9 protein-coding genes are annotated in these 8,932 nt (G+C 56.4%); 5 read left to right on the forward strand and 4 right to left on the reverse strand.

What is annotated here, in order from left to right; all coding sequences use genetic code 11:
• Positions 1 to 2,214, reverse strand: a 2,214-nt coding sequence (locus tag ACEQU8_RS11350; RefSeq protein ID WP_370263697.1) for a DUF6531 domain-containing protein, incomplete at its 3' end; no start/stop codon positions are given.
• Positions 2,215 to 2,325: 111 nt separating this feature from the next.
• Positions 2,326 to 4,059 (reverse strand): hybrid sensor histidine kinase/response regulator, encoded by a 1,734-nt coding sequence (locus ACEQU8_RS11355; RefSeq protein ID WP_370263698.1) that lies wholly within the window; start codon positions 4,057 to 4,059, stop codon positions 2,326 to 2,328.
• Positions 4,060 to 4,217: 158 nt separating this feature from the next.
• On the opposite strand from ACEQU8_RS11355, the gene ACEQU8_RS11360 reads away from it, so the two are divergent.
• The 4 genes from ACEQU8_RS11360 to ACEQU8_RS11375 are packed head-to-tail and all read left to right on the forward strand — an operon-like array spanning position 4,218 to position 6,553.
• Positions 4,218 to 4,544 (forward strand): hypothetical protein, encoded by a 327-nt coding sequence (locus ACEQU8_RS11360; protein ID WP_370263700.1) that lies wholly within the window; start codon positions 4,218 to 4,220, stop codon positions 4,542 to 4,544.
• A 52-nt stretch (positions 4,545 to 4,596) separates the two neighbouring features.
• Positions 4,597 to 5,469, forward strand: a complete 873-nt coding sequence (gene rfbA, locus ACEQU8_RS11365) for a glucose-1-phosphate thymidylyltransferase RfbA (RefSeq protein WP_370263701.1) — start codon at positions 4,597 to 4,599, stop codon at positions 5,467 to 5,469.
• Positions 5,466 to 6,032, forward strand: coding sequence for a dTDP-4-dehydrorhamnose 3,5-epimerase (gene rfbC, locus ACEQU8_RS11370; RefSeq protein WP_370263702.1), 567 nt, complete (start codon positions 5,466 to 5,468; stop codon positions 6,030 to 6,032). The genes rfbA and rfbC overlap by 4 nt, the downstream gene beginning before the upstream one ends.
• A gap of 11 nt (positions 6,033 to 6,043) precedes the next feature.
• Positions 6,044 to 6,553 (forward strand): transcriptional activator RfaH, encoded by a 510-nt coding sequence (locus ACEQU8_RS11375; RefSeq protein WP_370263703.1) that lies wholly within the window; start codon positions 6,044 to 6,046, stop codon positions 6,551 to 6,553.
• A gap of 4 nt (positions 6,554 to 6,557) precedes the next feature.
• On the opposite strand, the gene ACEQU8_RS11380 is transcribed toward ACEQU8_RS11375, so the two are convergent.
• Positions 6,558 to 6,920 carry a PleD family two-component system response regulator gene (locus ACEQU8_RS11380; protein ID WP_370263705.1) on the reverse strand — a complete coding sequence of 121 codons (363 nt, stop codon included), beginning with the start codon at positions 6,918 to 6,920 and terminating at the stop codon, positions 6,558 to 6,560.
• Between the two features lie 117 nt (positions 6,921 to 7,037).
• The gene (locus ACEQU8_RS11385; RefSeq protein WP_370263706.1) at positions 7,038 to 7,439 is read right to left on the reverse strand and encodes a hypothetical protein; all 402 of its coding nucleotides are present in this window, start codon (positions 7,437 to 7,439) and stop codon (positions 7,038 to 7,040) included.
• Positions 7,440 to 7,568: 129 nt separating this feature from the next.
• On the opposite strand from ACEQU8_RS11385, the gene rfbB reads away from it, so the two are divergent.
• The gene (gene rfbB / locus ACEQU8_RS11390) at positions 7,569 to 8,609 is read left to right on the forward strand and encodes a dTDP-glucose 4,6-dehydratase (RefSeq protein WP_370263708.1); all 1,041 of its coding nucleotides are present in this window, start codon (positions 7,569 to 7,571) and stop codon (positions 8,607 to 8,609) included.
• Positions 8,610 to 8,932: the final 323 nt, after the last annotated feature.

Consider the following 8,932-nt stretch of genomic DNA (forward strand, 5'->3'; position numbering starts at 1 on the left):
GATGCGCACCACATGCCCATGTGCATCGTATTGGGTGCGGGTAATGGCCCCCAGCGGGTTGCTTGCCTGTGTGCATTGGCCTTGGGCATTGAACTGGTATTGCCAGCGCGCGCCCCGGCTGTCAGTGGCGGCGTTGCACAGGGGGTTGCCGCCCACAGCCCATTCAAAGGTGTAGTGGTAGGTGGGCTGGCCTGCAACAGGTGCGCCCCACTGGGCCAGGCAAGGGGTGTTGCCTGCATGCCCGGGCTGCGTGGCCCATTCAAAGCAAATGGGGTAACCACTTTTTAATGTGCGTTGGGTAAGCAGGTTGGCACTGTTGTATTGGTAATGCTCGCTGTGGCCTGTTGCATCGGTCACGCACACCAGTTGACCCGCTGGGTTGTACTGGTATTGCACCAAGGTGATGTGGTTTAAAAGCGGGTTGTTGGCATTGCCCTGCCTGGGCACTTGCACAATGCTGGAAAGCAAGCCTTGCGCGTTGTAATGCAACAGCCAGGTAGCTTGGTTGCTTTGCACCTCTTCAAGCTGGCCTTGCGCATTGCGTTTAAAAACCAAAGCGTTGCCAAAGGCATCCACCATGCGGTGCAGTGCCAGGGCTTGGCCTTCAAATTCTATGGCCATACCCAAGCCACTGCTGTGGGTCAACGTGTAACTGTGCTCACCTGTGCGGCACAGGGTGAGTTGCTCGCTGTGGTTGGTGCAAGCTTGCCCAATGTGCAGGGGCTCAAAGTAAACTGTGCGGCCCTCGCCATCGAGGTAGTGCAATTGCTCACCCACGGCCACAATGCTTTGTGCCACGGGGTGGGCCCACCCCGCACCCAGGCCGGTGTTAAAACCTTGCTCGGCCAGGCTGCTGCGGTAGGTGCGCTGCATGGCTAGGTCTACCGTGCCAGGCAGGGCGCAGTCGTGCAGTTGCAGCAGCTCTTCGCCATTGAACATGCTGATGGGCTCGCCTGCGGTGGTGCTGTTGTTCACCTTTTGTGCGCTGGCACCGGTGCTGGATTTGTGATTGCTTTGGGCGCGGCTGTTGGTGGGACGGGCGGCGCTGCTTTGCCCCTGCTTTGTGGGCGCGGCTGGGGCAGGGCCCGTGCGGGCGCGGCCGCCTTGTGCCCTGGCCGACGCACTGGGCAATGCCCGCAGCTTGGAGGCTTGCGCTTTGTCCATGTTGCGCGCCACATTGGCCAGGTGTGCCAGGGCTTTGCGGGTAAATGGGCCAATGCGCGCAGCCTGGCTGCCCACACGGGCCGCCCCCGCGGCCACGCTGCCACCCATGGTGGCCAGGGCCAAGGCCACCTCAATGCCCACCACGGCCACCACCCCACTTATATTGCGTATGCGCCGCAGGTGCGGCACGCTCTCGGTGTAGCCATCAAGAAATTCCATCAAGCCCACCCGCAGCAAAGGGTCGCTGCCAATGCGTTGAAGCATGCGCATGCCCTCGGCAATGCTGGCGCACAGTTCGGCTGCGCTGTTGTATAGGCCAATGCCAGCCTGCATCAGCATGTGCTTCATTTGCTCAAAATTGGAGTTGACCACCTTCACAAAGGCATCACAGCTTGCCTTGAACGCGTTGGCGCTAACCTCGATGGTCAATTTCAGCAGTTGCCACAAGCCCTCCAGCGCATTCATCAGGCCAGCGCCTGCTCCCTGGCCCACAGCCACGGCCTCGGCCCACAGTTCTTGAAGCCTGCTTTTGGATTTGAATTCGAGGTTCTCCAGGTCGTGTTCGCGCCAGCGCGAAAGCAGCACATTGGCCATCTCGACCAGTGCGCTATTACGCTCGTGCTCGGCAGTGCCCGGTGCGGTGTGTAGCAAGGCGTGTTGGCTTGCCCAGTAAATGCTGTTGGGGTTGCGAAGATCGCTCTCTAGCCCTCGGGCCAGGGGCAATTTAACAACCTGCAGTGCGCCTGTGAACACGGCGTTGCGCCGCCGCTCGTTGAGCGTAACCGTCCAACTGGGCTCGTAAAGGTCACCTTCGACCAGGCCAAAATGCTTGAGCACTTTGCAATCCACATGGTCGGCGGTGCGGCTGCGGGGCATGCCAAAATCCAGCAACATGGCCAGTTCGGTGTCGTTGATGGACTCGCGGTGCAGCACAAGCCAGGGCGGCAACTCGGTGCGCTTGTCGAAAAACACCCAGTAGTGGGCGCTGTAGCGTATGCCCAGGGCGGGTTTTACGCCTTGGCCAAACACGGGAATGACGCTGAAATCCATGCAAGTGCACGCAAAAATGACAATGCACGCACGCTACTGAAAAGCCACGCTGGCCGCCAATTTTGCAAATTCGGGTGATACCCCTTGGGGGGCGATGGGTGGCCTGGTTTTTTATGCCATCAAAGCGCTTAAACTGTCGCGCAGTTGGGCTGCACTCAATGGCTTGTGCATGATGAGGTGGCCAGACTCTTGCGCCTCCACAATTCGGTCAGTGCTGGTGTCGCCAGTGAGTATCACGGCCGGAATATGCCCCAGTTGCTTTTGCAGGGCTTCAATGGCCTGCACGCCATTGGCGTTGTTGCCCAGTCGGTAGTCGGCCACAATGGCGTCGGGCACCACGCCTTGGGCCAATAGCACTTGCAAAGCCTCTTCAGCGCTTGCTGCAATCACTGTGCTGCAATGCCAACGTTTAAGCATTTCCACCACGCTGGTTCGAATCACGGCATCGTCGTCAATCAACAGCACGGTTTTGCCGCGTATGGGTTCAGCAGGGTTGTCTGCCTTTTGTGCAGATGCTGCGCTTGGCGTATCAGCCGGTGCGCAAATGGGCAGGCCAATAAAAAAAGAGGAGCCTTGACCCGGCACGGAGTGCAGGCCCACTTGCAGGCCCATGACGCGCGCCAGGTTTTTAACAATAAATAGCCCAAGGCCCAGGCCCTTGCTCTTGTCGTGCTCAGGGTTGCTCAGTTGATGGAACTCGTTGAACACCAGTTCTTGCGCCATGCTGGGTATGCCAATGCCAGTGTCGTGAACCTCCACGCGCAGCGTATCGCCATGGCGGCGGCAACCAATCAACACGCGCCCATGGGGGGTGTATTTGATGGCATTGTCTACAAAATTTCTGATGATGCGCTCCAGCAGCTGGGGGTCGGTGTACACCCACAAGCGCGTGCTGCGCAGGCGAAGATCCAGGCCTTTTTGGGCGGCGGCGGGCGCAAAGTCGTGTTGGACACGGCTTAACAAGGTGTGTAATTCAATGTGCTGTGGCTTGGTGTTGATGGCCGAGGCATGAATGCGCGAGCTGTCCAGCAGACCGTTGAGCAAGTCGCGAAGCCCCTTGCCCGCGTCTTGAATCAGGTCGAGTAACTTGCGGCTGGGGTGATTGGCGAGGTCGCGGCCAAGTGCATCGGTCAACAATTCGATGGCCTGAAGGGGTTGGCGCAGATCGTGGCTGGCGGCTGCCAAAAACTGGGTTTTTGCCACATTGGCTTGCTCGGCGAGTTCTTTTTGACGGGTCAGTGCATCCACAAGATCGCTGTTTTGAAACCGCAGCCGAATAGAATCCACCACTGTTTTTTCCAGATTGCGCCCATAAGAAATATTGGCCAACACAAACACCGATGCGCAAATGGCCAGGGCCGTGTAAAAGGTTTCGCCCTGAAAAAGGCAGACCACAATGTAGGGCAGGGCAGTGGGCAAAGCGTAGGCCAGGTAGGCTGGTGAATAACACGAATGAGACGACACAGCGCCCGCCACCATGGCCGCCAGGAATGTGGCCAAAGCCATCACAGTGATGGGGTCGTTGTTAAAAAATACAACGCCTGCAGTGCCCCACAGCACACCCGAGACCAGCGTGCCGCCGATGGCAAAATTCATCCAGCGGTTTGGGCAAAACTGCCCTTGCAAAGAAAAAAATTGGTGGCGAAGCACCAGCCGGGCCACGCAGGTGGCGTAGATGCAAACCAACCATGCGATCAAGGCGGTGGTGTTTTGTCGGCTCCACAAAATGGCGACCAAGCCACTGGCCGAAGCCACATTGCCCATCAGAATGAACGGCAGGTGCTGAAAAAGAAGTTGGACTTGTTCTTTGCGAACAAGGCTGGTGTGCGGCTCTGTCAAACCCATGGCAATATTGTTTTAAGTGTTGCACTAAGAATACGATGTAAATATTTAATAAAGCAAATGTTTTTTGGCTTAAATTTTTGTGTTGTCACCCAAGGCAGTGTTTTTCAAACGGGCTTGGGGCGGGTAGCCTAGGGGTTTGCACAACAGCAACATTCCCCATGAATCAGCCGATGTACGATGCCATGCGCAGCGCGCTTGAAGACGTGTTTGCCGTGCTTTACCTGGTCGATGCCAAACAGTTGACTCTTGAACAACGGGTGCAACATCAAACTGCTTTAAGTGCGGCTCACCAAGCCATGGCGCGCATGGAAAAAACACGCTTCTGTGATTTGCCCGCACCGCGGTTGCAGGCCTTGGGGCAATTAAGCGCAGGCGTGCAACAGTTGCACAAGCGATTGCTGAAGTTAAAGCAGCCTGAAGAAAAGTTGCAGGAGGTGAATCAGCATTTGCAGGTGTTGGCTGCGCTTGTTCGGGTGTTTGCGTAAGCCGCTTCAGTGATACATTGCTTGGCAAGACCAACAACTTGGTGGTTTGCGCATGAATCGCAAAGGAATAGTGCTGGCTGGTGGGCGAGCCACCCGGCTTTACCCGGCAACCGCATCGGTGAGCAAACAGCTTTTACCGGTGTACGACAAGCCCATGATTTATTACCCGCTGTCTACCCTCATGCTGGCTGGTGTGCGGGAATTCTTGGTGATTTCCACCCCCACCGACACCCCACGTTTTGAGCAGTTGCTTGGCGATGGCAGCCGCTGGGGCATGCGCATTGACTACGCGGTGCAGGCAGAGCCAGCGGGCGTGGCTCAAGCCTTGGTGGTTGCAGAAAATTTTTTGCAGGGCAGCCCCTCTGCTCTGGTGCTGGGCGACAACCTGTTTTACGGGCAAAACCTGGTGCAGCAAATGCAATACGCCTATGGGCAAAAAAAAGGCGCCACGGTGTTCAGTTACATGGTGGCCAACCCGCAGGCCTACGGAGTGTTGGCTTTTGATGCCGATGGCCGCGTGGTCAGTGTTGAAGAAAAACCCGAGCACCCCAAAAGCAAGCATGCGGTCACCGGTCTGTATTTTTTTGATGGGCAGGCGCCGACCATTGCGAAGGGCCTACAACCCTCGGCCAGGGGCGAATACGAAATTACCGATGTCATTCGACATTACCTGGCCCAGGGGCAACTGGAAGTGCAAATGATGGGGCGGGGCCAAGCCTGGCTAGACACCGGCACAGTCGACCACTTGCTGGATGCAGCCAACTTTATTCAAACCATTGAGCGCCGCCAGGGTTTAAAGGTGAGTTGCCCTGAAGAAATTGCCTGGCGCAAAGGCTGGATTACCTCCGCCCAATTGAAAGCATTGGCGCAGCCCCTGCGCAACAGTGGTTACGGCAATTATTTGATGGGCTTGCTTGAGTCATGATTTGCCAGAAAACACCTTTGGAAGGCTTGCTGCTGCTACAACCCACAGTACACGCCGATGCGCGTGGGCATTTTTTTGAAAGTTTTAATGCGCGTGTGTTTGAACAACTCACGGGCCTGAAGCCCGCCTTTGTGCAAACCAATGAATCACTGTCACATCGAGGTGTACTGCGCGGCTTGCACTGGCAGGTAAAGCCTTGCGAGCAGGGCAAACTGGTTCGTGTGGTGCACGGTTGCGTGTTTGATGTGGCGGTGGACCTGCGGCCAACTTCAAGCACGTTTGGCCAATGGTACGGATGCGAACTAAACGATACAAACCACCATCAGCTCTGGATACCCCCGGGATTTGCGCACGGGTTTTTGGCTTTGTCTAGCACCGCGATCACCAGCTATCAGGTTACTGCACACCACAGCGCACCCCACGAGCGCAGCTTGAAATGGGACGACCCCGACCTGCGCATTCAATGGCCTTTGCAAGCGGCGGGTGTTGAGCAACCTGTGCTGTCAGCCAAGGATGCTGGCGCCGCCGCATGGGCTACAATGGTGCGTTCTAGGCAATTTTGAGTTTTAAAACCATGGCCCAGTGGTTCGTGATGTACACCAAACCCCGCATGGAAACGGTTGCAGAAGACAACTTGCAGCGCCAGCATTATCGCGTGTTTTTCCCCAGAGCCCTGGTGCGAAAAAGACGCCCATCCCAGGGCGCTGTGGAGATTGTCGAGCCTTTGTTTCCACGCTACTTGTTTGTCCATTTGCAGCAAGGGGTGGACGATTTTTCCAAGTTGCGATCAACCAAAGGTTGTGTGGACTTGGTGAAGTTTGGTGGAAGGCCCACGCCTGTGCCCACCGAGTTGGTGGACCTGATTGCGCAGCATGCCTCTGACCAAGGGGTACTGAATTTGCTCGCCAATCAGGAACTGGAAATTGGGGCCAAAGTGCGGGTGGCCGAAGGACCGTTTGAAGGCTTGGTGGGCACCATTGCCAAACAAAAAAGTGCCGACCGCGTGTTGGTGTTGCTCAATGTGCTGGGCGCAGAAAGGTCTGTGGAAGTGCCCAGCGTGACGCTGGAAAAAAGCAGCCAGTGAGGGCCTACTGGGCCAGTGCGCTCATCACCCGATTCATAAAATACTCTGGCTCAACAGGTTTGAGCATCCACCCGTTTACACCGGCCTGTTGGGCTTCTTGAATCAGGCTGCGGTCCGATTGCGCGCTAAGCACCAGAATGGGCACGCTTTGCTCAATGTGGCGCACCCTTCGGCAAAACTCCAGGCCTGTAATACCCGGCATGTTGATGTCGGTCACAATGAGGTCGGGGGCGCCGTGCTCTTGAATGTACTGAAACCCTTCTTCCGCAGTGGAAGCTGTGTGCGCTTCCAGGCCGGCTTTACGAATCAACTCGCCGAACACGCTTCGAACAGAGCGGGCATCATCAAGCAAAAGCACGGTTTTCATGGGCAAGCCCCAGAGCACCCCGGGTAGGGAAGAGCTTAAAGGTTAAATGAATTTAATGGTTAAAAGAAAACTTTTAACCATAATTAACCTAAGCGTGTCTTTGTGCCCCCATGCGCTTTAACGTGTGCGGTTCCAGTCGTTCAAGCAGCTCAGCGCCACTTGGCCGGCAGCCACGGGCCCGGTTTGGGTGAGTGTGCGGGTTTCGCCGGGCATGATGTACAACTCGGTGCCCTGGCCCGCCATGCTCACTTTGCAACGTTTGGGGTGCTGTTTGTGAAGGTTTTCGATGGACAGCGTGGTTTGCTCGCAGCTTTGTGTCAGCGTTGCTTTGGTGGTGCCATCTGATAAATCTTGCTGTTGCTGGCCTTCGATGTTGCACAGTGTTGCGCCCGAGCCGTTGGCGCTAGATTGCTGACCTTCGGTTGCGGGTATGGGGGCCACCGCCACACAACCGGCGGCAAGCGTCGCCGCGCAGGCCATCAAAGCTTTTAAAAAAATGTCTTGTCCCTGTGTTTGCATGGTGAATTTCCTTGTAATTTAAACTTGTGCCGCAGCCTCGCGGTTATGATGTGCGGGGTCTGCCTTCGGCAGAGTACCCCAATTTAATGCGAGTATCTTTTAACTTACTTTCAAGACATTGCGTTTTTTATGACACTTTTGGTCACAGGTTCTGCGGGTTTTATTGGCTCGTGTTTTGTTCGACAGCACTTTCAAATTGACAACGAGCCAGTGGTCAGTCTGGATGCACTCACCTACGCGGGTCACTTGAGCACCCTTGGCGCGGCCAAAGACCGGCCCGAACACACCTTTGTGCATGCCTCGATTGGCGATGCAGATGTGGTTCGCAAGGTGCTGGCTGAACACCAGCCCCGCGCCGTGCTTAACTTTGCTGCCGAAAGCCATGTGGACCGGTCAATTCTGGGTCCAGAGGAGTTTATACAAACCAATGTGGTGGGCACCTACCGCCTGCTGGAGTGCGTGCGCGAATACTGGAGCACGCTGCATGGCACGGCCAAAACTAATTTCAGGTTTTTGCATGTGAGCACCGATGAGGTGTATGGCACCCTGGGACCCAACGATGCACCCTTTGCAGAAACCAACAAATACGAGCCCAACAGCCCGTATTCCGCCAGCAAGGCCGCCAGCGACCACCTGGTGCGCGCGTGGCACCACACCTACGGCTTGCCTGTGCTAACCACCAACTGCAGCAACAACTATGGGCCTTATCATTTTCCTGAAAAACTGATTCCACTCATCATCAACAACGCCCTGCGCGGCAAGCCACTGCCTGTGTATGGCGATGGTATGCAGGTTCGTGACTGGTTGTTTGTTGAAGACCACACCCGTGGAATCCGCACCGTGCTCGACAAAGGGACACCCGGCGAAACCTACAACATTGGTGGTTGGAACGAGATGGCCAACATCGAGGTTGTGAAATTGGTGTGCACCTTGCTCGATGAATTGCAGCCCAAAGCTGATGGACACAGCTATGCACAGCAAATCCAGTTTGTAACCGATCGACCCGGCCACGATCGGCGCTATGCCATCGACGCGCGAAAAATTGAACGCGAGCTGGGTTGGCGACCGCAGGAAACCTTCGAGTCGGGTATTCGCAAGACGGTGCAGTGGTTTCTGCAAAATCAGGATTGGGTGGAATTGGTGATGCACAGGGCCAGTCCGGTTCGGTGATGGTTCGCTTGCTCCCAGAAGCAAGCAGGTCCATGCGCCTGTTGTGTCAGCTTGTTTTGTTCGCTTGCTCCTTGAAGCCAGCAGGCCCATGCCCCTTTGCGACGGCCAATCTGTATTTCCCTCCCTGAGCCTCGCCTGAACTGAGGCCCGCCCTCCAAAACTGAGGTCGGGTCGGGCCTCTGCCCCCTTGGGGGGCACCGTTCATTCTTGGCACGGTCGGGCAGATTGTCCTGAAGGTCGCTGCAGGGGCAATGGCCCCTGCTGGCTTCTGGGCAAGCGAAGGGGCTGAGGTGGCACAGGCCGCGCAGGCCGATTCAGGGCAG

It is taken from the genome of Limnobacter sp., from assembly GCF_964228395.1.
Classification (GTDB): domain Bacteria; phylum Pseudomonadota; class Gammaproteobacteria; order Burkholderiales; family Burkholderiaceae_B; genus Limnobacter.